The organism is Proteus sp. ZN5 (assembly GCF_011046025.1).
Taxonomy (GTDB): Bacteria; Pseudomonadota; Gammaproteobacteria; order Enterobacterales; family Enterobacteriaceae; genus Proteus.
In genome coordinates this window covers 1,314,941-1,338,098 of sequence record NZ_CP047639.1, presented here as the reverse complement: position 1 = coordinate 1,338,098, position 23,158 = coordinate 1,314,941, and the positions used below count along the sequence as shown (strand labels likewise).

At 40.0% G+C, this 23,158-nt stretch carries 17 protein-coding genes, 1 tRNA gene, 1 pseudogene and 1 riboswitch; of the genes and pseudogenes, 10 read left to right on the top strand and 9 right to left on the bottom strand.

Going from position 1 to position 23,158, the window contains the following annotated elements; translation table 11 throughout:
- The first annotated feature begins 5 nt into the window (after nt 1-5).
- Nucleotides 6-1,169 (top strand): glutathionylspermidine synthase family protein, encoded by a 1,164-nt coding sequence (locus tag GTK47_RS06115; RefSeq protein ID WP_075672907.1) that lies wholly within the window; start codon nt 6-8, stop codon nt 1,167-1,169.
- A 156-nt stretch (nt 1,170-1,325) separates the two neighbouring features.
- Here the strand turns inward: GTK47_RS06115 and ygiD are convergent, their stop codons facing one another.
- Both ygiD and ribB read right to left on the bottom strand, forming a co-directional pair.
- On the bottom strand, nt 1,326-2,111 hold the full coding sequence (gene ygiD, locus GTK47_RS06110; protein ID WP_165122436.1) for a 4,5-DOPA dioxygenase extradiol: 786 nt from the start codon (nt 2,109-2,111) through the stop codon (nt 1,326-1,328).
- A 174-nt stretch (nt 2,112-2,285) separates the two neighbouring features.
- Nucleotides 2,286-2,939 (bottom strand): 3,4-dihydroxy-2-butanone-4-phosphate synthase, encoded by a 654-nt coding sequence (gene ribB / locus GTK47_RS06105; RefSeq protein ID WP_023582768.1) that lies wholly within the window; start codon nt 2,937-2,939, stop codon nt 2,286-2,288.
- Between the two features lie 125 nt (nt 2,940-3,064).
- Nucleotides 3,065-3,224, bottom strand: a riboswitch (FMN riboswitch).
- 202 nt (nt 3,225-3,426) lie between these two features.
- Here ribB and GTK47_RS06100 point away from each other — a divergent pair.
- A complete protein-coding gene (locus GTK47_RS06100) occupies nt 3,427-3,747 on the top strand; it encodes an accessory factor UbiK family protein (protein ID WP_165122435.1) in 321 nt (106 codons plus the stop codon).
- 97 nt (nt 3,748-3,844) lie between these two features.
- On the opposite strand, the gene hldE is transcribed toward GTK47_RS06100, so the two are convergent.
- The 3 genes from hldE to GTK47_RS06085 form a co-directional block, all read right to left on the bottom strand.
- Nucleotides 3,845-5,269, bottom strand: a complete 1,425-nt coding sequence (hldE, locus tag GTK47_RS06095) for a bifunctional D-glycero-beta-D-manno-heptose-7-phosphate kinase/D-glycero-beta-D-manno-heptose 1-phosphate adenylyltransferase HldE (protein WP_165122434.1) — start codon at nt 5,267-5,269, stop codon at nt 3,845-3,847.
- Nucleotides 5,270-5,364: 95 nt separating this feature from the next.
- Entirely contained in the window at nt 5,365-8,205 is a 2,841-nt protein-coding gene (gene glnE / locus GTK47_RS06090) for a bifunctional [glutamate--ammonia ligase]-adenylyl-L-tyrosine phosphorylase/[glutamate--ammonia-ligase] adenylyltransferase (protein WP_165122433.1), read from the bottom strand.
- A 26-nt stretch (nt 8,206-8,231) separates the two neighbouring features.
- On the bottom strand, nt 8,232-9,155 hold the full coding sequence (locus GTK47_RS06085; protein ID WP_165122432.1) for a CYTH domain-containing protein: 924 nt from the start codon (nt 9,153-9,155) through the stop codon (nt 8,232-8,234).
- A 219-nt stretch (nt 9,156-9,374) separates the two neighbouring features.
- Here GTK47_RS06085 and GTK47_RS06080 point away from each other — a divergent pair, with 219 nt between their 5' ends.
- Both GTK47_RS06080 and GTK47_RS06075 read left to right on the top strand, forming a co-directional pair.
- Nucleotides 9,375-9,995 carry a TIGR04211 family SH3 domain-containing protein gene (locus tag GTK47_RS06080; protein WP_165122431.1) on the top strand — a complete coding sequence of 207 codons (621 nt, stop codon included), beginning with the start codon at nt 9,375-9,377 and terminating at the stop codon, nt 9,993-9,995.
- 26 nt (nt 9,996-10,021) lie between these two features.
- The gene (locus tag GTK47_RS06075; protein WP_165122430.1) at nt 10,022-11,260 is read left to right on the top strand and encodes a multifunctional CCA addition/repair protein; all 1,239 of its coding nucleotides are present in this window, start codon (nt 10,022-10,024) and stop codon (nt 11,258-11,260) included.
- Here GTK47_RS06075 and folB read toward each other — a convergent pair whose 3' ends face one another.
- On the bottom strand, nt 11,261-11,611 hold the full coding sequence (gene folB / locus GTK47_RS06070; protein WP_165126496.1) for a bifunctional dihydroneopterin aldolase/7,8-dihydroneopterin epimerase: 351 nt from the start codon (nt 11,609-11,611) through the stop codon (nt 11,261-11,263).
- 104 nt (nt 11,612-11,715) lie between these two features.
- On the opposite strand from folB, the gene plsY reads away from it, so the two are divergent.
- Complete coding sequence (gene plsY, locus GTK47_RS06065; RefSeq protein ID WP_165122429.1) at nt 11,716-12,372, top strand: glycerol-3-phosphate 1-O-acyltransferase PlsY; 657 nt, start codon at nt 11,716-11,718, stop codon at nt 12,370-12,372.
- Nucleotides 12,373-12,479: 107 nt separating this feature from the next.
- Here plsY and tsaD read toward each other — a convergent pair whose 3' ends face one another.
- Nucleotides 12,480-13,502, bottom strand: a complete 1,023-nt coding sequence (gene tsaD, locus GTK47_RS06060) for a tRNA (adenosine(37)-N6)-threonylcarbamoyltransferase complex transferase subunit TsaD (protein WP_098941951.1) — start codon at nt 13,500-13,502, stop codon at nt 12,480-12,482.
- Nucleotides 13,503-13,844: 342 nt separating this feature from the next.
- Between tsaD and rpsU the strand changes: the two genes are divergently transcribed.
- The 5 genes and pseudogenes from rpsU (at nt 13,845) to GTK47_RS06035 (ending at nt 19,034) form a co-directional block, all read left to right on the top strand.
- Nucleotides 13,845-14,060, top strand: a complete 216-nt coding sequence (gene rpsU / locus GTK47_RS06055; RefSeq protein WP_001144069.1) for a 30S ribosomal protein S21 — start codon at nt 13,845-13,847, stop codon at nt 14,058-14,060.
- Nucleotides 14,061-14,172: 112 nt separating this feature from the next.
- Nucleotides 14,173-15,921 carry a DNA primase gene (gene dnaG / locus GTK47_RS06050; RefSeq protein ID WP_165126493.1) on the top strand — a complete coding sequence of 583 codons (1,749 nt, stop codon included), beginning with the start codon at nt 14,173-14,175 and terminating at the stop codon, nt 15,919-15,921.
- A 186-nt stretch (nt 15,922-16,107) separates the two neighbouring features.
- Nucleotides 16,108-17,964 (top strand): RNA polymerase sigma factor RpoD, encoded by a 1,857-nt coding sequence (gene rpoD / locus GTK47_RS06045; RefSeq protein WP_165126490.1) that lies wholly within the window; start codon nt 16,108-16,110, stop codon nt 17,962-17,964.
- Between the two features lie 316 nt (nt 17,965-18,280).
- Nucleotides 18,281-18,357, top strand: a tRNA-Ile gene (locus GTK47_RS06040).
- A gap of 454 nt (nt 18,358-18,811) precedes the next feature.
- Nucleotides 18,812-19,034: pseudogene (locus GTK47_RS06035) on the top strand (AlpA family phage regulatory protein).
- 428 nt (nt 19,035-19,462) lie between these two features.
- Here GTK47_RS06035 and GTK47_RS06025 read toward each other — a convergent pair.
- Complete coding sequence (locus GTK47_RS06025) at nt 19,463-21,049, bottom strand: hypothetical protein (RefSeq protein WP_165122427.1); 1,587 nt, start codon at nt 21,047-21,049, stop codon at nt 19,463-19,465.
- 77 nt (nt 21,050-21,126) lie between these two features.
- Nucleotides 21,127-23,064 (bottom strand): glycerophosphodiester phosphodiesterase family protein, encoded by a 1,938-nt coding sequence (locus tag GTK47_RS06020; RefSeq protein ID WP_165122426.1) that lies wholly within the window; start codon nt 23,062-23,064, stop codon nt 21,127-21,129.
- Nucleotides 23,065-23,158 lie beyond the last annotated feature (94 nt).

Sequence of the window (23,158 nt, the reverse complement as noted above, 5' to 3'; positions counted from 1 at the left end):
ACACCATGAAACGCGAAAATATCATTGAACGCCCAGATTGGCGTGAAAAAGCAACAGAATTTGGCTTCAACTTTCATACCATGTATGGCGAGCCTTATTGGTCTGAAGATGCTTATTATCAATTCTCAATGGAAGAGGTTGAAACGTTAGAAGAAACAACGGAAGAGTTGCACCAGATGTGCTTACAAGTCGCTGATAAAGTGGCTAATAGTGAAGAGTTACTGACTCGTTTTCAAATCCCTCGTCACTGTTGGGATTTTGTACGCGACTCTTGGAAATCGTCTCAACCTTCACTCTATTCACGTCTTGATTTAGCATATGACGGTAAAAGCCCGGCAAAACTGTTAGAAAATAACGCAGATACGCCAACTTCACTGTATGAATCTGCTTTTTTCCAATGGATCTGGCTTGAAGATCAAGTCAATGCAGGTCGTTTACCACAAAATGCCGATCAATTTAATAGTATTCAAGAGAAGTTAATTGATCGTTTTGCAGAGCTTCGTGATCAATACGGAATGCGTTATCTGCATATGTCTTGTTGCCAAGATACTGAAGAAGATCGTGGCACAGTTCAATATCTACAAGATTGTGCTGAAGAAGCCCAAGTAACAACTGATTTTGTTTTTATTGAAGATCTGGGTCTAGGTGAACGTGGTGAATTAACTGATCTGCAAGATCAGATAATCAGCAATATGTTCAAGCTTTACCCTTGGGAATTTATGTTCCGCGAAGACTTCTCAACGAAGCTGGCTGATGCAGGTATTCGTTGGTTAGAGCCTTCTTGGAAGAGCATTATTTCGAATAAAGCATTACTACCAATGCTTTGGGAGATGTTCCCTAATCACCCAAATCTGCTACCCGCTTATTTTTATGATGGTAAAGCGCCTGATTCATTATCGCGTTATGTTATCAAGCCACTGTTTTCACGCGAAGGTGCAAATATTCGTATTGTTGAAAACGGCAAAGATATTGCTGTCGCAGATGGTCCTTACGGTGAAGAAGGCTTTATTGTTCAAGATTTCCATCCGCTGCCAAAATTTGGCGATAGCTATACATTAATTGGTAGCTGGCTGGTTAACGACCAATCTGCAGGTATTTGTATTAGAGAAGATAGAGAGCTTATTACTCAAGATCTCTCCCGCTTCTATCCACATATTATTTTAGATTAATAGAAATCTTAAAATCATGTTGAGCACCTTATTGCTTATAAGCGGTAAGGTGTTTTTTATTCAAAATAGGTTTCGTTATCAGTAAAAAAGGCCAAATTCCATAAAAGGAATTTAGCCTTTCACTTCTATAAATCAATTAGTTTTTATTGGATAGTTTTATCCAATTTGAAACGTCATCATGCTTAGCGATTTATTCACAATATCATTATTCAGCACTGTTGCCTTTTCACCCTCTTGTTTTAAACCTAATAGATACAATGCAGGTAAAAAATGGTCAGGAGTAGGATGTGCTAATCGCCCTTCATCTGTTGATAAAATCGTAAATAACGCTTCGGGTACCTTATCGCTTAGTAAGCTGTTTTCGACTGTCTCATTAAAGGCTAATGCCCAAGAATAAGGCGTCGCATCGCTATTTTGCCAATCCATCATTCTTAAATTGTGAACGATATTACCGCTACCAATAATTAAGACGCCTTCTTTACGTAATTCAACCAGCTTTTGCCCCAATTCATAATGCCATTGCGCTGATTGGCGTGCATCAATGCTTAATTGCACAACAGGAATATTTGCGTTGGGATACATCTTTTCGAGTATTCCCCAACTTCCATGATCTAATCCCCATTGGTCCATATCGAGTTTTAATTTAATTGGATCAATCAGATCTTCTATCAATGCAGCTAAACTTATCGAGCCTCGTGCTGGATATTCTATTGCATATAATTCTGGTGGAAATCCATAAAAATCATGAATTGTCTTTGGTTGCGACATTGCTGTTACATAAGTCCCATCGGTATACCAATGGGCTGAAATGACTAAAATTGCTTTAGGCTGAGGAAGCGTTTCCCCTAATTTTGACCAGAGGCGAGTATATGTATTATCTTCTAATACATTCATTGGGCTACCGTGTCCAATAAACAGCGCTGGCATCATTTTTGTGTCCATAATCACCTCTTATGGCTTGTGATCTTATGGCGTTAGCATAGCGCCTTCTTACTTGAAATATAGTCAAAGAAGTATGAAATAGTTATTCAAAAAATATGAAAAAAGCCACCTAAGTTTCCTTAAGTGGCTTGAATAAGTGTGTGTGTTTTCAGTGTCAGTTATAACATGTTAATTTCAGCCAGCTTTTTTCTCCTCACGAAGACGATAAGCCACTAAATCTTCAATAGTTAACACAGGCATATTGTGCTTTTTAGCAAAAGTGATCACTTCTGGTGCTCTTGCCATCGTGCCATCGTCATTGGTTAATTCACATAACACTGCAACTGGTTTAAAACCGGCTAAAGTTGCTAAATCAATCGACGCTTCTGTGTGCCCGCCACGCGTTAACACACCACCAGGCTGAGCACGTAATGGAAATACGTGACCAGGACGATTTAAATCACTTGGTTTTGCATTGTCAGCAGCAGCTGCACGTACTGTGGTTAAACGATCAGATGCTGAAACACCGGTTGTTACACCTTGTGCTGCTTCAATCGTTACTGTAAATGCCGTATGGAAATGACTGGTGTTATTTTCCACCATCATAGGCAAATCAAGTTGTTGACGGCGTTCTTCTGTAATGCATAAACAAACAATACCACTACCATGACGAATAGACATCGCCATTTGTTCTGTGGTCATCGTTTCTGCTGCGAAAACCATATCGCCTTCATTTTCGCGGTTCTCGTCATCGAGCACCATCACGCCTTTACCAGCACGAAGGGCTTCTAGAGCAAGTTCAACACGCTCAAATGGATTACCGAATTCGGAAAGTAGCGTCTGATTCATGGTAAAAAAACCTCAATAATTAATGAAAGTTACCAGAACCAGGGCAGTCTTAGGAGTGGATCTCTGCTTAATAAAAAATATAAGCAGAAACAACAGGAATGGATACAATGATCCTACTGATGCTATTTTATTCTCTCCCATCCAGACTTTAACTGTCGGCTCCAGAATCACACTGGATCTGCTGACCTTTGCATTACAATGGCAACACAAAGCGCTCGCGGGCTTTACTTGGATCTTCAAGTATCTACCGCCGGTGGGGACTTTCACCCCGCCCTGAGATTAACGGTGAAACTATACGCTTTAAAATTATAAGAGGCAATCATCAATCGGCGACAATCTTTGTTTCATCACATAATCATTTTATGACGTACGGTTATTTAACTATTTATAATAAAAAAGTAACAATAATCTTGATATCTGGTTTTATTCCCTCTGTCCTCATATTACACTTAGCCTCAGCTTTCTATTTTATTTGTGAGGACTTCCCATGTTGGACCCGAAAAAACTTGAACAAGTCGCGCGCCAAATCCAAAACGTTCTGCCACAGGGCATTAAAGATTTTGGTGATGATATTGATAAAAAAATCCGCACTGTTCTGCAATCTCAATTAAACAAATTGGATTTAGTCAATCGCGAAGAGTTTGATGTACAAACTCAAGTCTTATTACGTACTCGTGAAAAACTTAATCGTTTAGAACAACGTTTAAATGAGCTAGAAGCGGGTCTGCAGGCAAAACCTCAAGCTGAAGTTGCCCAAGTTGAAGAAGTTGAAATTGAGGTAGAAACTCCAGCAGAAAATAAAGCTTAATCTATTCACTTTATTACTTTTTTTAGTAATAAAGAAATAACCCTGTATCTCACAAAGACACAGGGTTATTTTATGGGCTCAGCAAATCAATTAGCCATTATTTCTTTTTAATCGCATTAATAATATTTGTTGTAGAAATACCATCTTCAAAATTCAGCACTTTTACTTCGCCGCCAGCAGCCCAAACTTCTTTGCTACCTGCGATATCTTCAGGCTTATAATCGCCACCTTTAACTAAGATATCTGGTAATACAGAGGCAATTAAGCGCTGTGGTGTATCTTCTTCAAATGCAACAACCCAATCGACTGCACCTAAAGCGCCTAACACTGTCATACGCTGCTCTAATGGATTAACAGGACGACTTTCACCTTTTAAGCGCTTAGTAGACGCATCACTATTTACAGCAACAATAAGGCGATCACCGAGTTTGCGTGCATTTGCTAAATAGCTAACATGACCTGCATGAAGAATATCAAAACAACCATTCGTCATAACAATACGCTCACCGCGTTGACGCGCTAATTCAACAGCTTGTTTTAATTGCTCTTCTTCCATCATACCGAAGCCGTTGTCAGCACGACCACGAATAGCATTTTCAAGCTCAATAGGTGATACAGTGGATGTTCCTAGTTTACCTACAACAACACCTGCTGCTGCATTAGCAAGGAAACAAGCTTCACCTAAAGATTTACCAGCAGCTAAAGAGGTTGCTAATACACCAATTACCGTATCACCAGCCCCCGTCACATCATAAACTTCTTGGGCTTGTGTTGGTAAATGCAGTGGGGCTTCATTAGCACGAAGTAAGCTCATTCCGCGCTCTGAGCGAGTGATAAGCAACGCTTCAAGATCTAAATCGCGAACTAATTGAGTGCCTTTCTCCACCAGCTCATCATCCGTTTTACAAACACCAACGACTTGTTCAAATTCAGACATATTTGGTGTTAGTAGTGTCGCACCGCGATAACGTTCAAAATCAGAGCCTTTAGGATCGATTAATACAGGGACACCCGCTTTTTTCGCCAGTTGGATCATCTCTTGAACATGAGAAAGCGCCCCTTTGGCATAGTCTGATAAAATCAATGCACCAATAGAAGGTAATGCTTGCTGAATACGTTCATAAATAGGTTGAGGATCAACATTGCTAAACCCTTCTTCAAAATCAAGACGGATTAATTGCTGATTACGAGAAAGAACACGTAATTTTGTAATTGTTGGGTGTGTCGCAACAGAGACAAAATCACAACGCACATTGACCTGATTTAATGTATTGCTCAATGCTTTTGCGGCTTCATCAATACCGGTTAAACCCACTAAACGCGAATTAGCACCAAGAGACGCAATATTCATTGCAACGTTTGCAGCACCGCCTGGTCTCTCTTCTGTGGTATCTACTTTGACCACTGGCACTGGGGCTTCTGGTGAAATTCGACTTGTTGGGCCATACCAATAGCGGTCTAACATGACGTCACCGACAACCAACACATTGGCCTTATTAAAATCCGGCAGCGTTACTTTCATCCCATACTCCACATTTATTTTCAAAATAAGCCGAAATAATACCATAACTTGTTAGGCAAAAAGAGATACACATAAGACTTCATGCCAACAAACCATTACTCTTGTTCACCGAGCCACTTCAGTTTGCTTTTTAATACGCACTCGCGCTCTGCGATAAAACAATGATTATCCACAATAGCAGGTAATGCTTGTAGCGCCAGATGATGCAATTCATTGCGTAATGTGACATAAGCATGTGTTAAAGCGAGAGCTTCATCTTCATCCATCACTTGATGTTTTGCCATTAACTCAAAAATACGCACATTATCCGACCAACGAGTTAAAGCTGGGTATTGGTGAGAAAAACGCAATACTAAATATTGCGCGATAAATTCAATATCGGTAATACCGCCAGATGAAGTTTTTAAATCAAATTTGTCTGCTTGTGTTGGTGCAAGATGTTGCACCATTTTTTTACGCATATCACGCACTTCATTTTGTAACACATCAGCATCACGAGAAAGACATAGTGTTTCATGACGAATACGTGAAAACATCTGTTGTAATTCATCATCACCATAAATCATTCTGGCACGAATTAGCGCCTGATGTTCCCAAGTCCAAGCCTCATTTTTCTGATATTCATCAAAAGCTTGAATAGTACTAACCAACATACCAGATTCACCTGAAGGACGTAAACGCGCATCCACTTCATACAACACACCAGAAGATGTTCTGGTACTAAATAAATGGATAATACGCTGTGCTAAACGCAGATAAAATTGGCGAGCATCAATCTGTTTAGCCCCTGTTGTCACTGTATTTATTGGACAATCTAATAAAAAAACCAAGTCCAAATCAGAGCTATATCCTAGCTCCCATCCCCCCAATTTGCCGTACCCAATCACCGCAAAACCCAGTCCATCACGATGAGCTAAATGTTCAGGCTCACCATAACGTTTCACCATATATGACCAAGCTTGATGAACAACAGCATGAATAATAGCTTCAGCTAAATAGGTTAAGTGGTCGCTAACCTTCATGACTGGTAATACACCAGTAATATCTTCAGCGGCGATACGGAGTAATTGAGCCTGCTTAAACTGACGTAATGCTTCTAATCGTTGCTCTTCGTCTTCTTCTGGTACACGTAATAAATATTGACGTAATTCATCACGATAAGCATCTAAAGGCAGGGGTTGATAGAGAGAATTAGGATCAAGTAATTCATCTAGCAATAAAGGGTGAAGCGCTAATTGTTCTGCGATCATCGGAGATGCCGCACAGAGCCGTATAACATGCGTTAAAACTTCATCCGACTCTTGCATCAACTCTAAATACGTTGTGCGACTCACAATGCTTAATAACAAAGGCGTCACGCGTTGTAGTGTCACTAAAGTTTGAGGTTGTTGGCAAATTTTAGCTAATAGTTTTGGCATTAAGGCATCAAGAACATCACGTCCTCTCGGCCCAATCGTTCGTTTGCCAATATCTTGTCGAAAATTCTGCAACGTCTGATTTATCGCCTCAAGGGCTTCAATGGTTAATGTTTCATGAAATAATGACGACGTTTCAGGCAAACGTCCAAGTAACCAAAGACGCTTAAATTCAGAGATATCGTCTTCATCATCGTTCTCGTCTTCTTCACCAATTAATTGTGTGAAAATCACGGAAACAGCCTGCATCTTGTAGTTAATTTCTTGATAAAGCGTTTCCCAATCATCAAATCCCATTGCAAAAGTTAACCGTGCTTTATCTTCTTCACTTTCTGGTAAGGTTTGGGTTTGTTGATCACCAATAGATTGCAGTAAGTTTTCTAATCGACGAAGGAAAAGATAACTTTCAGTTAGTTGCGCGGTTTCTTGTGATGTTAATAGCTCAAGTTTAGTGATGACATTAAGCACTGTTAATAATGAATTACTTTGTAACTCAGGCTCTCTTCCCCCACGAATTAGCTGGAAAACCTGAGTAATAAATTCAATTTCACGGATCCCCCCAGAGCCCAATTTTATGTTATCAATCATGCCACGACGACGGACTTCACGGCTGATCATGGATTTCATATTTCTAAGTGATTGAATAACACTAAAATCAATATAACGGCGATAAACAAAAGGACGTAACATTTGCCGTAAAACTTGGCAATATTCTTTCTTTTCAGCACCTAGAACACGCGCTTTGATCATCGCATAGCGTTCCCAATCGCGCCCTTGCTCTTGATAATAATCTTCCAGTGCTGCAAAACTCATTACCAAAGGACCACTTTCACCAAAAGGGCGTAATCGCATATCAACACGATAGACAAAGCCATCAATGGTATGTTGATCCAAAGCCTTAATAAGCTTTTGACCTAAGCGGGTAAAAAACTGTGCATTATCTAATTCTCGGCGTCCACCTTGCGTAAATCCATTTTCAGGATAGGCAAAAATTAAGTCGATATCAGAAGAAAAGTTAAGTTCAAACCCTCCTAGTTTTCCCATTCCTAAAATCAGTAATGGCTGAGGTTTTCCTTCATTATCACAAGGAGTTCCCCATTGTTGGCAACATTGCTGGTAAAGCGTATCTCTCGCAACACAAATTAATGTTTCAGCCAATATGCTCAAATGTTTTAGCGCACAAGGAATATCGCCTAATTGAAAATATTGTAGCCATGCAATGCGTACTAATTGTTGATGACGAAATTGGCGTAAGATCCGCATCACATCATCTTCATTATCAACATTGGCTAATTTTTCTGTTAATTGAGACTCATAACTCTGCCATTCCACACTGGTTGGTGGATTTTGCCTGATATCAGTCAACCATTGAGGATTAACACGTAAATGCTCTGTTGCAAAAGGGCTAAAAGCAAAAAACTGTTGTTCGAGCTCACTAAAAGGCGCTAACGCATTTAATTGAGAAGAGAACCCACACTGTGCTTTATTCCACAATTGTTGAAATACACCGATAACAGACATAAATAGACTCTCAAGTTGTCAGAAAATTAAGCAATAGATAGTAACCACGCCATAGAAGATAACTTAAAGTTCAACCATAAAACATGATAATAGTCGGTTGCGGTTGTAAATGTTAACGGTGAAATACCATTGAGTGATTGTTGCATAGATTCAGGCAGATCAGACTGTTTTTTACACCAATCTGAAAATAATGCCAACATTGCTGGCATAGTAATTGTCGGTGGTGTTGGGTTAGCAAAAATGGCTTCTTCCAATGCTTGTATTGCACTTAACCATTTTGTGAGTTGCTGAGCGGTTGTATCACTAGGAGAAAGATTCACCACACTCAACGATAAAGCAGGTTTATCTTTCGCTAAATAGTAACCTCGAGCTGCTTTACTACGAGAAGCTAAGCGCAATCCCCCCTTTTCACCTAAATAAGTTGCTAATGCGATAACATCTGACACATCGCCTTTTTTAAGCTCTAACTCGAACTCTTCGATCGGCAATTCATATTGATGAGTGCGAATAGCCCCTTTATCTAATACCACTTCAATTTGGCTATTTTGAAAATCCACCAGCCAAATTTCACGATAAAAATCGGTATTAAACAGCACATTGAGTTGTGTTTCTAATAGGGTTAAATCTGTATTTTCAGGCCAGATTTCTGCTGGAAAGCGAGCTAAATCTAATTTAGGTTGCTCTAATTTCACGTTATATTCTGGGCGTTGATGCAAACCTGCAACCACTTTACCGGCTGTTTTAATTGTCATTTCATAACTTTCATCAACACCGCGAATTCGTAGCCCCATATCCCAACGACGAATTTGATTATCTGGGGTCTCAAAGTAAAGATTAGTCAGCTTTTTGGGTGCAGAGTGCTGATGTGGTAGAGTCAGAATGCGCTGAATAATGTGAGGAATAGCGGCAGGTATGGCACTCATTTTGAGTTCGGTTTCTAATTGGCTCATTCTATTTCCCTTAAGTAAATCAATTGATTAGTAAAATATTTGACGCATTTTCATTTTGCAAGTGATAGCCTAATAACAATAATGAATAAAAGGCAGATTATCCCTATATTCTACCAGTTAAGAGTGTTCTCATTCTGGTTTACTATTTGCTTACGCAAACTTTACTCTTTAGTATCAGTAAAAATATTCTCTTGTATAGATAAAAAAGTTGAAAACATAATGCGAAAATTACCCTTACTTTTTCTTTCCTTACTTGGCTTAGGCGTTTCTCTGAGCTCACACGCAGAAACTCGTTATGTTTCCGATGAATTATCCACTTATGTACACAGTGGGCCAGGAAATCAGTATCGAATTGTTGGCTCTTTAAATTCGGGCTCTACCGTTACTGTCATTTCTCGTAACGCAGCAACGGGTTATGTACAGATTAAAGACGATAAAGATCGTACCGTTTGGCTACCAGAAAGCCAACTCAGTACCCAACCAAGTATGCGTACTCGTATTCCTGCTATGGAAAAAGAGATCCAAACACTGCGCGATAAACTGGCAAATATCGATCAAAGCTGGAACCAGCGCACCACTGATATGCAAAATAAAGTTTCAAACAGCGATGACATCATCAATGGCTTGAAAAAAGAAAATGAACAAATGAGAACAAAGCTCGCTGTCGCAGAGAAAAAACTCGATTTTGCTAATCAACAATTAGATGACAGACAACGCGATATCATCTTACAGTGGTTTATGTATGGTGGTGGTGTTGCAGGCGCAGGTCTTGTTTTTGGTCTGATCCTTCCACATATTATTCCGCGCCGTCGTAAACGTAATGATCGTTGGATGAACTAACATCCAGCCAAAGGAACAGTGATCCCGTGAATATATACCTTGTTGGTGGTGCTGTGCGCGACCAACTATTAGATATGCCAGTAAAAGATAGAGATTGGGTTGTTGTGGGCGCAACACCTCAAATGCTGTTACAACAAGGCTATCAACAAGTAGGTAAAGATTTTCCTGTTTTTCTTCATCCAGATACTCATGAAGAGTATGCCCTTGCGCGTACAGAACGAAAATCAGGCTCTGGTTACACGGGTTTCACTTGTTATGCGGCACCAGATGTCACGTTAGAAGACGATCTCGCGCGCCGTGATCTCACCATTAATGCCATTGCTTATTCTGCTGATGGTGAATATGTCGATCCTTACCATGGCATAGATGATATCCATGCGAGACAACTTCGCCATGTTTCTGAGGCATTCTCAGAAGATCCTTTAAGAGTGTTGCGGGTTGCACGTTTCGCTGCACGATTTGCGCCTTTAGGATTTAGTGTTGCACCTGAAACACTGCAATTAATGAAAACAATGGCACAAAGTGGTGAGCTAAATGCACTGACAGCTGAACGTGTTTGGAAAGAAACAGAAAAAGCCCTTGAGAGCCCTTCGCCTCAAGTCTATTTTGACGTTTTACGTCAATGTGGTGCTTTAAGCGTTCTTTTTCCTGAAATTGATGCTTTGTTTGGTGTGCCTGCGCCTGAAAAATGGCACCCAGAAATCGATACAGGCATTCATGCCATGATGGTGCTTAATATCGCTAGCCAATTAACAGACGACATTGCGGTACGCTTTAGTGCCTTATGCCATGATTTGGGAAAAGGATTAACACCTCCTGAAAATTGGCCCCATCATCATGGGCATGGCCCTGCTGGTGTTCCTTTAGTTGAAGCCTTGTGCCAACGTTATCGTATTCCTAATCATATCCGTGACTTGGCTCGTTTAACGGCAAGATTTCACGATCATATCCATCGTATTGATAGAATGCGCCCTTCAAAAATAATCCGCTTATTTGATGCTATTGATGCATGGCGAAAACCTGAACGTGTTGAGCAATTAGCAATGGTGAGTGAAGCCGACGCCAGAGGACGCAAGGGATTAGAAAATCTCGTTTATCCACAACGTGCGTTTCTTTGCCAAGCTTTCGCAATTGCAAATAATGTGGATATTAAGCCAATCATTGAAAGTGGATTAAAAGGAAGTGCAATACGAGATGCGCTAACCAAGCAACGAGAAGTCGCGATTATAAAATGGAAATCGCGACTTAATCAGGATCAGCACTAATTAAGCTTTACGCTCAATAATCACACCCACATTTTGGGCTTGTGCAACAGCCCCTGGTTTCGCTAATTTAATTTTTACTCTAGGTACAGCAAATCGAGTTATCAATAGCTGTGCCACTTCTTCTGCTACACGTTCAACTAATTCAAAACGTCGAGTCTCAACATAATCAATGATTGCGTTGCTCACGCTGGCATAATCTAAACAATGAACCACATCATCAGTTTGGGATGCGCGTTTGTTATCCCATTCCATTTCGATATCGAACACTAATTTTTGTTTTATGGTTTTTTCCCAATCATAAACACCGATTGTGGTTATTACTGATAATTGCTCAATAAATACGATATCCATCACGTCATCTCTTATTTTTTCTGTTCATCGGATACCACTTCCGATGAAATATGCGTATTATCCATACATGCCTAACGAACTTACATAAACATTGGAGAATACAAATGAGTGCTAACGCACTTGGAATGATCATCTTCGCCTACTTGTGCGGCTCAATCTCCAGCGCGATATTGATTTGCCGACTGGCAAGACTACCTGATCCAAGACAATTTGGCTCTGGCAACCCCGGAGCGACCAACGTCCTACGTATTGGTGGAAAAGCGGCCGCAGCGGCAGTACTTATCTGTGACGTCCTAAAAGGGATGATCCCTGTTTGGCTCGCCTATTACTTAAATGTGCCTCCTTTTTACCTTGGCATTGTGGCAATCGCGGCTTGCCTTGGGCATATCTACCCTGTTTTCTTCCACTTTAAAGGCGGAAAAGGCGTCGCAACTGCATTTGGTGCTATTGCTGCCATTGGTTGGGATTTAAGTGGTCTTATTGCAGGAACATGGTTACTCACTGTCTTACTGAGTGGCTATTCATCACTTGGCGCGATCATCAGCGCACTGCTTGCCCCTTTTTACGTTTGGTGGTTTAAACCAGAATTCACTTATCCTGTCGCATTATTATCATGTCTTGTACTTTACCGTCATCATGACAATATTCAACGTTTATGGCGTGGTCAAGAGAGCCGGATCTGGCACAAATTGAAAAAGAAAACCGAAAAAACGGAAAAAGAGATCATTCAAGAAGCGAAAGAGCAAGAAAAAGAAGATTAATTAGCTTCTGTTTAAAATTTGAATTGAAAAAAGAAAAGCCACTTTTAAAGTGGCTTTTCTTTTGCAGATATCGTGAGCCAAATTAGAAATAGGCACTTTACAATATATTATTTATTTTCAAGGGCAGGCAGCTCAGCTAAAGGCCAGCGTGGTCTTACAGTCACACTTAATGGGCCTTCTGTACCGCCTTTAAAGCGGATCATTCCCGCTAATGCAATCATTGCACCATTATCAGTACACAGTTCAGGACGCGCATAAAAAACTTCGCCGCCTAATTGCTTCATCACGGTTTCCATTTTTGCACGTAATGTCCGGTTAGCACTTACTCCACCTGCCATCACTAAACGTTTAAAGCCCGTTTGTTCTAAAGCTCTACGACATTTTATCGCTAGTGTATCAACAACAGCATCTTCAAATGCTCGTGCAATATCAGCACGAGTTTGGTCTGAATCGTCATTTTGACGAATAGTATTAGCCGCAAAGGTTTTTAAACCAGAGAAACTAAAGTCAAGCCCCGGTCTGTCTGTCATTGGACGAGGAAAAACAAATCGACCTTCTGTGCCTTGTTGTGCCATTTTCGATAATACAGGACCGCCAGGATAATCTAATCCCAACAATTTTGCTGTTTTATCAAAAGCTTCGCCAGCAGCATCATCGATAGATTCACCTAATAAGGTGTATTCGCCAATTCCAGTCACACTAATTAATTGTGTATGACCACCAGAAACCAGAAGTGCCACAAACGGAAACTCAGGCGTTTTCTCTTCAAGCATTGGTGCCAATAAATGGCCTTCCATATGATGAACTGGAATAGCAGGAACGTCCCATGCAAAAGCTAATGAGCGCCCAATTGTTGCGCCTACAAGCAAAGCGCCAACAAGACCGGGGCCCGCAGTATAAGCAACTGCATCAATATCTTGTGCCGTAAGATTTGCTTCTTTCAGTGCCGCTTGAATAAGAGGTACTGTTTTACGGATATGATCCCGTGAAGCAAGTTCAGGAACTACACCACCATAATCGGCGTGCAATTTAATTTGGCTATAAAGTTGATTCGCTAATAGACCGGCTTTATCATCGTAAATTGCGATACCGGTTTCATCGCAAGATGTTTCAATACCTAAAACTCGCATGACGCTTCCAAATTCTTCTTCGCGGACTCGCGTAATAAATCGATTGTACCATTATTTCGGTGATTTTATACGCCTTCGGCACATCTTTTACATACCAGCATGTGACAAATTCCTTTTTCTGTTCTATAATTATCCACCTATTTTAAGTGATTTAAATGTGTGGTTAGCGACTTTCGCTTTTTGTGTTCTCCAAAAAAAGACACAAAAGTGAGAGTTTGCGTTTCAATTTTGTGCATCTCTTTACAAAGTGCCCTGCTTTGAAGTAAAATTCCGCACCATTTTAAATGTCGGCTGGCTTAAATAATGCCAGCGCAAACCGATTTCTATTGAGGTGAGAGGCACATGCCGGTAATCAAAGTACGTGAAAACGAGCCATTTGACGTTGCTCTTCGTCGTTTCAAACGCTCTTGTGAAAAAGCAGGCGTATTAGCAGAAGTTCGTCGTCGTGAGTTTTATGAAAAACCAACGACTGAACGTAAACGCGCTAAAGCATCAGCAGTAAAACGTCACGCTAAAAAATTAGCTCGCGAAAACGCACGTCGTACTCGTCTGTACTAATATTTTGCGGCTTATACCGCAACGTATACAGACACTGTAGTCGCAGTTAAAGGCCGTGCTTTCTTCTGAGAGCGCGGCTTATTCTCGTTCAACAACAGGCGTAAAAGGGCTTATGGCTGGACGAATTCCACGTTCATTTATCAATGATTTGCTAGCTCGAACTGATATCATCGATCTTATCGACGCTCGTGTGCCGTTAAAAAAACAAGGCAAAAATCATTCAGCGTGTTGTCCGTTTCATAATGAAAAAACGCCCTCTTTCACAGTAAATAGCGACAAACAGTTTTATCACTGTTTTGGTTGCGGCGCGCATGGCAATGCTATTGATTTTTTAATGAATTACGACAGGCTTGATTTTGTTGAAACCATTGAAGAGTTAGCAGCAATGCATGGGTTAGAAGTTCCTTATGAAACAGGAACAGGCAGTAGCCCTATTGAACGACATATAAGACAAAATCTCTATCAAGTGATGGAGAAATTGAATCAGTATTATAGTAGTGCTTTAAATAAACCTGATGCACTGGAAGCAAGAAACTATCTTGAGCATCGAGGTCTTAGTGAAGATATTATTACCCGTTTTTCGATTGGATTTGTGCCAACAGGTTGGGATAACGTCCTAAAACGTTTTGGTCAAAGTGCCGATAATAAAGCCTTACTTCTTGAAGCGGGTATGGTAATAACCAACGATAATGGTCGTACTTATGATCGTTTTCGCCAACGAGTCATGTTTCCTATCCGAGATAGACGTGGCCGTGTTATTGCCTTTGGTGGACGCGTATTAGGTGATGATTTACCTAAATACTTGAACTCACCAGAAACAGAGATATTTCATAAAGGCCGCCAACTTTACGGACTTTATGAAGCGCAACAATCTAATAATAACGTCACAAAGCTATTAGTTGTTGAAGGTTATATGGATGTTGTGGCATTAGCGCAGTTTGGTATTGATTATGCCGTTGCCTCATTAGGAACCTCCACTACAGCAGAACATATCCAGTTGCTCTTTCGGACAACGGATAACATTATTTGCTGCTATGATGGAGATAGAGCTGGTCGTGATGCTGCATGGCGAGCATTAGAAACCGCCCTTCCTTTTTTAAATGATGGTCGCTCTTTACGTTTTATGTTTTTACCCGAAGGTGATGATCCTGACTCATTGGTTCGTCGTGAAGGTAAAGAAGCCTTTGAAAAACGTATGGAACAAGCACATTCATTATCAGAATTTTTATTTGATTCACTCGTTCCACAAGTGGATCTGAGTACTCAAGAAGGCAATGGTAAGCTCTATAGTTTAGCTAGACCATTAATAGATAAGATCCCAAGTGAAACTTTACGTCTATATTTATTAAGAGAGCTTGGAAGCTTAACGGGAAATCCCGATATTGAGCAAATGGATCGTTTATTTGGTAGAGCACTGGTTAATCACGAGTTATCGTATCAACCGACCAAATTACGCACTACACCAATGCGTATATTGATTGCCTTATTGATACAAAACCCAGAATTCTCTAAATTAGTGCCCCCTCTCGAGGGATTAAGTACAGAAAAAATTGCAGGTCTATCGCTTTTTATTGAATTAGTTTCCGTTTGCCAAGCACAACCGGGCCTAAATACAGGACAGATTATCGAACTCTATAGAGAGAATAAATTCGGTAAACAGCTTGAAAAATTGGCAATGTGGAACGATATAGATATAGATGAGATTGCAGAGAAAACCTTTACAGACACGTTAGATCATCTTTTTTTAACCGCAATGGACGAACGTTTAAACGCGCTTATTGCGAAAGAGAGAACAGAAGGCCTAACGCAAGATGAACGCGAAGAAGTCCAATTGATAATACAGGCACGCGTTAAAAAGTAAACACAGAATTAAGATTAAAAACACGGCTTAATTGCCGCTATCGGTAGGTACTAAAAACCTACATTTGCTACGCTGAGGGGACCGTAGCAATCGACAATGAAAATGCCCCTCCGTAGTTATTGTTGGCTGAACAGTTATCGCCGACCGACACCAACCCAAATTACTTTGAAGTGTGGATACCGTCTTATGGAGCAAAACCCGCAGTCACAGCTGAAGCTACTTGTTACTAAAGGTAAGGAGCAAGGCTACCTGACCTATGCTGAGGTCAATGACCATCTGCCGGAAGATATCGTCGATTCAGATCAAATCGAAGACATCATCCAGATGATTAACGACATGGGCATTCAGGTTATGGAAGAAGCACCTGACGCCGATGATCTGATGCTGGCAGAAAATTCAAATGATACTGATGATGATGCTGCAGAAGCCGCAGCTCAGGTACTTTCTAGTGTAGAATCTGAGATTGGCCGTACAACCGACCCTGTGCGTATGTATATGCGCGAAATGGGTACTGTTGAACTGCTCACCCGGGAAGGTGAAATTGATATCGCAAAACGCATTGAAGATGGTATTAACCAAGTTCAATGTTCCGTTGCCGAATATCCTGAAGCAATTACTTATCTTCTTGAACAGTATGATCGCGTTGAAGCTGGCGAAGCACGTCTTTCAGACTTAATTACTGCGTTTATTGACCCTAATGCCGAAGAAATGGCAGAAAGTGAAGATGTCAACTTAGGCAAAAGTGATGATGAAGTTGACAACAGCGCTGAAGACGAAGATGAAGACGAAGATGAAGATGGCGACAATGACAGTGATAGCGATGATGATAACAGCATCGATCCTGAATTAGCGCGCCAGAAATTTACTGAGCTTCGTGAGCAATACGAAAAAACTCGCCAAACTATCAAGGCGAAAGGTCGTAACCATAAAGATACAGAGATTGAAATCTTATTGTTATCTGAAATTTTCAAACAGTTCCGTTTAGTACCAAAACAGTTTGATTATCTGGTTAACAATATGCGTGACATGATGGACAGAGTTCGTACTCAAGAACGTCACATCATGCGTCTTTGTGTTGATCAAGTTAAGATGCCAAAGAAAAACTTCATTACTTTGTTTACAGGTAACGAAACCAATGACACATGGTTCACTGCTGCTCGTGCAATGAATAAACCGTGGTCTGAAAAATTGGCAGGTATTGAAGAAGAAGTACAACGCAGTTTACAAAAACTGCAACAAATTGAAGTTGAAACTGGACTGACAATCGAACAGGTTAAAGATATTAACCGTCGTATGTCTATCGGTGAAGCAAAAGCACGTCGTGCGAAAAAAGAGATGGTCGAAGCAAACTTACGTCTCGTTATCTCTATCGCGAAAAAATATACCAACCGTGGCCTACAGTTCCTTGACCTGATCCAGGAAGGGAATATTGGTCTGATGAAAGCGGTTGATAAATTTGAATACCGTCGTGGTTATAAGTTCTCAACTTATGCAACATGGTGGATCCGTCAGGCAATTACTCGTTCAATCGCTGATCAGGCGCGTACAATCCGTATCCCTGTTCACATGATTGAAACGATTAATAAACTGAACCGTATTTCTCGTCAAATGTTGCAAGAGATGGGACGTGAACCTTCACCAGAAGAGCTTGCAGAACGCATGCTGATGCCTGAAGACAAGATCCGTAAGGTACTGAAAATCGCTAAAGAACCAATCTCCATGGAAACCCCAATCGGTGACGATGAAGATTCACATTTAGGTGATTTTATCGAGGACACTACTCTCGAATTACCACTGGATTCTGCAACATCAGAAAGTTTACGTTCCGCAACTCACGAAGTGTTAGCAGGTTTAACATTACGTGAAGCGAAAGTCCTGCGTATGCGTTTCGGTATCGATATGAATACCGACCATACCTTGGAAGAAGTGGGTAAACAATTTGATGTTACCCGTGAACGTATTCGTCAGATTGAAGCGAAGGCACTGCGTAAATTACGCCACCCAAGCCGTTCTGAAGTATTACGTAGCTTCCTTGACGAGTAATCAACTTACTTTTCAATAAAAGTTATAATCAACGCCTGTGATATCACAGGCGTTTTTTTATGGGATTTCAAAACGGTATCTTCAATCTATCCAAACTACGATAGATTTCATCTACACATATTTATAAAAAATAGCCTTATTACTTATATTATTGTACTTATGCGTAAGCTTATCCATTAATTGTTACACTATGTTATTGATATCACAGTTATTCTCTGCTTTATTTTTTTATTGTTTAGATTGAACAGAAATTGCGCATACAGTCATTCAAAGGCTAGACCTAGTGCCAAATGGCACGTATAATCTCACTCCATTAGGCCCCTTAGCTCAGTTGGTTAGAGCAGGCGACTCATAATCGCTTGGTCACTGGTTCAAGTCCAGTAGGGGCCACCAAATTTATCAAGGAGTTAGGTGATTATCATCTAACTCTTTTTTATTTTCACCTGCGCTTAGATCAGGTAAATAACCCGTACTATCAAAAATTTTCTGAAGCAAGGACCCGTGGAGATCGAATCTCTAAAAATCACAGTGAGTCTAGGCTTACATTTATTGCTAAGTTAGCTCAAAGTGAGTTATACAACTATCCATTAGATTGAAGTGGAGGTTGCGGGAGGAATTTATGATGAGTTTGAATCAACTGTTGTTACTGACGAAAATAAATACGGGCCGATAGAAAGATAAAACAGCCTCTAAACCTTACTTGAATTTTTTCAGTAAACTCGTTAAAAGAGGTTTAACTTTGATTAAATCTTGCGTAATTGATTCGTACCCAGCCCCAGAGTTTTTTTCTGCTTAATTTAAAACACGGTAGTATACCTATCTTCAAGTAAATACATAGGGGATTGGTATGAACTCAGTTAACACATCTTTAAAACACGATATTCTTACAGAGTATGGTATTTCTACAGATCGATTAGTTCGTGAAAACGAGCGGCGCCAAATTACTTCCATTTCACGTTCACAAGCCTGGAAATTAGAAAAAAAGGGCGTTTTCCCAAACTAAATGCCTTGGAAGTAGCAGCTGTGCTTGGTTGTTATCTGATCTCCTTCTTTGGTACCACCAGCGATAGTCGGAGGTATTATAAACTCATCTTTTGAATTAATACCGAAACCACTTTTTCATTATCATGGCAAAAGAGCTGCATGTAATTATTTACGAATTAGCTCAGCAACACTTAATCGCTGGATAAAAAATGGAGACTTTCCACCGTCACATAAAATTGACCAAATTATTATTTTATCTTATCCAAGAAAAAACTTGGATATTTTGTATACCAACATTATGCATTACCTGTTTATGAATGGATTCAACGATATTCGATAAAACCTTCCTGCGCATCATGCTTTTTCTCCAACCAATAGATGAAAACTTGTTCGTTACAACGGAATAGTACAATCGAAGATGGGGGGTAACAAAGGAAAAAGTAGGGAGAAATGCGGGAGAATATGAGTACAATAGTTTAAAGCCCTATTCAGCAGATAGGGCTGTGATTAGAAGTTATCTGTTTAGAGAGACCCATGTTGGGGAGGGACGGTGCTGATATCCGTCTTTGTGACTTTTCGAACACCAGAGTTCGTCGCTTATACAAGTAGAACTTGGTCTCTCATCGCCTTCTTGTATAAATTCGTTTACATCTATTCCAATGGCTGAGTATCCAGTCCCTTCCATTTCAATCGCGTCGTTTATTGTAAAGGACTGGAATATGCCGAGCAAATCCTCTCGATCAAGCCCATTTTCGAAGAGTCCTCCTTGGAAAATATAAATGCTCTCATCAACGCTGGTTTTAGATATAGCTAGCCGAATGGTTTCGTCTGTTGGTGAGCCAGTTTCTGGAATTAGCCTATTTCTATCTGCTTTTAAACCCATGCCAGAAAAAGCGATAAACTTATCTCCCGCATCATACTTGTTTTTAGCAAGACTGATTAGATTTGAAGACGAATCATCGACACTGTAGGCTATCTCCATTTTTGAATAAGGTGAAATAGTCCAGAACATACTATCTAATGGTATTTCAGACGAATGAACATCGCTAACAAACCCTACAGTTCCTGGAATGAACATATTAGGATGGCTTTGCGTACCATTCGTCGGTCCAGGTAAGATGTTATCGAAATAAAGGCCGACTGGTGTAGCACAAAAGTTTTCCCACCATTTGCTGCTTTCCTGCCACCTTTGCTCTAGATCTAAATAGCTGGCATTGAATACGATCATTGGTTTTTGCATACGAAACCATGCAGCTTCAGGACTATACATTTCAGCAATTCTTGACCAATCATTAATCGGGTAATTATTCTGCGCTAATTCGCAAATCCCAGAGATATCCCTGTGCCTGTCCCCCAAGAGATGTGGTGTTACAAACTGTTGATTATTCACTTGTTTTGGAATGATAAGTAAGTTAGCTGGCACGGCCATAGTATAAGGCTCACTCCCTTGTAGAACGGGAACTTCATAATTTTCTCCAAAAACGACATGAATAGGTTTGCCATTTTTTTCTACACTTTCTATCGAGGTAACAATAAGCGAACGTGATTTACCAAAGTCCCCTCCAACTATATACCCGACACCGTGTCTAGCATCATTACCGTCAATCTCAAAGATATCAGTTACATTTTTTTTGTAGAGAAAAGTAAAACGAATTAATTCAATTGAAATTTTATAATAGCCTGATCTCGTTGCTGGGAATTCAAACGGTCTCACCATATTATTAACTGATTTTTGGTATAAGTTATCAAAGGTTAAAGTCTTTGATTTTCCAGTTATTTTGTGCGTGGCTGTAACACGCATATGTAGTTTATATTCATCATATTGCGACGTTACATTAATATTATTTAAATTAACATTGACAGTTAATGGTCTTAAATTATCTCTAACGCAAACATCTGTAGCAACAGAGAATACAGGTGAGTTTCCATAGTATTTATATGATATCTTTTGCTTTCCCCAGCAATTCCACTGCTCTGATTTATTTACACTTAAAGGTTCAACTACTTTAGGTTGCTCTGCATAGGTATTTGTCAAGACGCTTGATATAACCAGAATAATTAAAATGATGATGTTTTTTGTATGGCGAGAGAAATTCAACATAATTACCTCAGAGATTATTTTGATAACGTCTTATATCAAAAAGCCCACCAAATACTTTTGGCAGGCTTCCTATTAGATTAGTTTTCAACGAAGTCCGTTGGATTGATTACAGGATCGACTTTCCACTCAGCCCATGATCCACGGCCAATGATGTAGTCTACGATTAACTTTCCATAACGATCCCCGTAATACCACTTCCACTCTGACCAATCGCCAGTCATATCCCAAAGGTCGTAAAAAATGCCTCTTGAACCTATTGATAAATAGTGAACATCTCCAGATCTAACAAACAAAGTATCTATATTTTGGGCCGAACAATCTTGCGTCCAATGCATTCCCCAAGTGTTAACCATATTTCCATTTAAGCACCAAGTAATATAATTCGTGTTATTACCATCTTTTACTTTTTGCTTCGAATAAATTTGTATCAATTCCCCATATTTAGGTGACCAACTATCGTTAGTGACAACTTTCAAAAACAAATCCCTGTTATATCCATAATCATCATTGTGAGCCCAATCAGCATCACATCGATAAATCCAAGCATAGTGACTTGTGAAAGGATTATCCCAAAGGCAGACTTGCCCTCCCCAAGAAGCGTCTTCTTTACCATTCCAAATTTTGAATCTCACTTTTTGTTCTGTCGGCTCAGGAACGTATTCTAAAGCCCATGATATAGTAGAGTTCATACTTACCGATGGTTTTATCGGCTTTGGTCTGGCGATTTTGTCAAGCGCACCACTGTCGTTAAAGTATGTGTCGATACTGTCAGTATCATCGGCAGTAATGATATTGACCTCAATACTTCTATTCCAGGCAAGATTTTCCCGATAGTCATTCTTTTCATCTTGGGCAAGTCGGTCTTTTAAGGAATAGCAGCATTGTGATGTATTGTGATAGAACGCTTTGTTAATATTAAATTGTCTATTATCATCGAACACACTAGGGACAGTGAGCCCATTGACTGCTCCTTGACTCCATAGTATATAGTCTGGCACGGGTACAAAAGCACCTAACGGTTTATTATAACTTTTAATTATTGCTACCATTCGCGCCATTGTTCCATCTTTAGTGTTAGAAATACTAATGTTTTTGGGGGCGAAAAAGTCTCCTTGTTTTGATGATTTTGGTTCGGTTTCAATAAAGTCTGAAGAGTCTTTTATAACAGCTTCAACATTCGGAACGAATGTATTAGTTGTTGCAGCCCACCAAGTAACAGCCTTGCTGGCATTGTCATCAAAATTTGTGTCAGGAGGTGCAGGGATTGAAGGGCCTTTATTTATCCTTTCCGCGGCCGAAGGACTGATCATAGGGTTAGCCATTATGCTTTCATCCGCTTTTTCGGCTTTTAACGCTTCTTTCCATTGCATAGGTGTCGGGTATTCGGCCATATAGAATTTAATGATGACCCTTTTTAGGAGAGTTGGGTCGTCCTTTTCAATGGCTAGGTCAGTGACAAGTTTGGCAGTTTTCATAATTGCTTTAGGATCTTTTATTTCAAGGTAAATTAGTGATTGGCCTCCGTATAAAAGATAATCTTCCAACATTTCTTTAACTGTTGGAACTTTTTGGTCAGTAACTTTGCCAGCAATATTCACTAACTTTAAATTTTGCAATTCACTCAAAGTCATTTCTGCTAACTTCGGATTTGATGGTTTATCCGTGATCGCGTTATAGTCAGGAATTAGCATTTTGCCTATCTGCACATCGTGAAAGATGACGAGATTACCGTCATTGAGCATTCTGACATCAGTTTCAACTGCCGCCCTACAATTTTCATATGACAACCTAAATGCAGCAAGGCTGTTTTCAGGAATATCAGAAGTGAAATCTCCACGGTGTCGTACAGTTACAACTGTATTCTCTTCACCAATTCGTTCCAAACGGTTATATTGAGTATCCCATTTTGGACAGTCACTAAGTGAAGCATAACTATTTGAAATTAATCCTACAAAAGCCAACGCACTGATTACTGGGGGGATAATTTTTCGGAGGGCGATCTGATAAATTTTCATAGTATAAACATCCTTTTGCCAATAGGTATCAGACATTTTGTACAGTTATTAATTATTTGATAAGGCTTCCGAGTGAGAGATGGAGAGCTATGGT

What these genes read in the sequence shown, in the direction of transcription:
- ygiD (WP_165122436.1), bottom strand. Translation starts at nt 2,111, where the DNA reads ATGGACACAAAAATGATGCCAGCGCTGTTTATTGGACACGGTAGCCCA.
- GTK47_RS06085 (WP_165122432.1), bottom strand. Translation starts at nt 9,155, where the DNA reads ATGAGCCAATTAGAAACCGAACTCAAAATGAGTGCCATACCTGCCGCT.
- GTK47_RS06025 (WP_165122427.1), bottom strand. Translation starts at nt 21,049, where the DNA reads ATGTTGAATTTCTCTCGCCATACAAAAAACATCATCATTTTAATTATT.
- glnE (WP_165122433.1), bottom strand. Translation starts at nt 8,205, where the DNA reads ATGTCTGTTATCGGTGTATTTCAACAATTGTGGAATAAAGCACAGTGT.
- dnaG (WP_165126493.1), top strand. Translation starts at nt 14,173, where the DNA reads ATGGCTGGACGAATTCCACGTTCATTTATCAATGATTTGCTAGCTCGA.
- GTK47_RS06115 (WP_075672907.1), top strand. Translation starts at nt 6, where the DNA reads ATGAAACGCGAAAATATCATTGAACGCCCAGATTGGCGTGAAAAAGCA.
- rpsU (WP_001144069.1), top strand. Translation starts at nt 13,845, where the DNA reads ATGCCGGTAATCAAAGTACGTGAAAACGAGCCATTTGACGTTGCTCTT.
- ribB (WP_023582768.1), bottom strand. Translation starts at nt 2,939, where the DNA reads ATGAATCAGACGCTACTTTCCGAATTCGGTAATCCATTTGAGCGTGTT.
- plsY (WP_165122429.1), top strand. Translation starts at nt 11,716, where the DNA reads ATGAGTGCTAACGCACTTGGAATGATCATCTTCGCCTACTTGTGCGGC.
- tsaD (WP_098941951.1), bottom strand. Translation starts at nt 13,502, where the DNA reads ATGCGAGTTTTAGGTATTGAAACATCTTGCGATGAAACCGGTATCGCA.
- folB (WP_165126496.1), bottom strand. Translation starts at nt 11,611, where the DNA reads ATGGATATCGTATTTATTGAGCAATTATCAGTAATAACCACAATCGGT.
- hldE (WP_165122434.1), bottom strand. Translation starts at nt 5,269, where the DNA reads ATGAAAGTAACGCTGCCGGATTTTAATAAGGCCAATGTGTTGGTTGTC.
- GTK47_RS06080 (WP_165122431.1), top strand. Translation starts at nt 9,375, where the DNA reads ATGCGAAAATTACCCTTACTTTTTCTTTCCTTACTTGGCTTAGGCGTT.
- rpoD (WP_165126490.1), top strand. Translation starts at nt 16,108, where the DNA reads ATGGAGCAAAACCCGCAGTCACAGCTGAAGCTACTTGTTACTAAAGGT.
- GTK47_RS06100 (WP_165122435.1), top strand. Translation starts at nt 3,427, where the DNA reads ATGTTGGACCCGAAAAAACTTGAACAAGTCGCGCGCCAAATCCAAAAC.
- GTK47_RS06020 (WP_165122426.1), bottom strand. Translation starts at nt 23,064, where the DNA reads ATGAAAATTTATCAGATCGCCCTCCGAAAAATTATCCCCCCAGTAATC.